This window comes from Bartonella sp. AP58NXGY (genome assembly GCF_042195785.1).
GTDB lineage: Bacteria > Pseudomonadota > Alphaproteobacteria > Rhizobiales > Rhizobiaceae > Bartonella.
Genome location: NZ_JBHIOY010000262.1, coordinates 1 through 298, shown reverse-complemented (window position 1 = coordinate 298; position 298 = coordinate 1). Strand labels below are relative to the sequence as shown.

Here is a 298-nt window from a genome sequence, read left to right as displayed (position 1 = left end):
TCTGACCTCCTGAAGAGACACCAGCGTTAAAGTATGGTCCACCAGAGGCGAGAGCCGTTGCAATACTAGGAAGCGCACGAAAGATGATAACCCCTATGATCGAAATGACGATGACAGGAGGGAAAAGAACATAGATTGAATCATATGAAACTTTGAGAACCTGTAGGATCACTTGACATATAATGGTTCCAAGCATGATCACAAGACCTTGTAAAATAGTAAAATTAATCAAAGTTGTAATCCATGCATCACTGTATTTTCGCGTTGCATTGAACAAATATAAACTAATGAACAGAGG

General features: G+C 39.6%; 1 protein-coding gene. It reads right to left on the bottom strand.

From position 1 onward, the window contains the following. Positions 1–298 (bottom strand): type IV secretion system protein (locus ACFINC_RS10830; protein ID WP_375617215.1); only part of this gene is annotated, 298 nt, incomplete at both ends.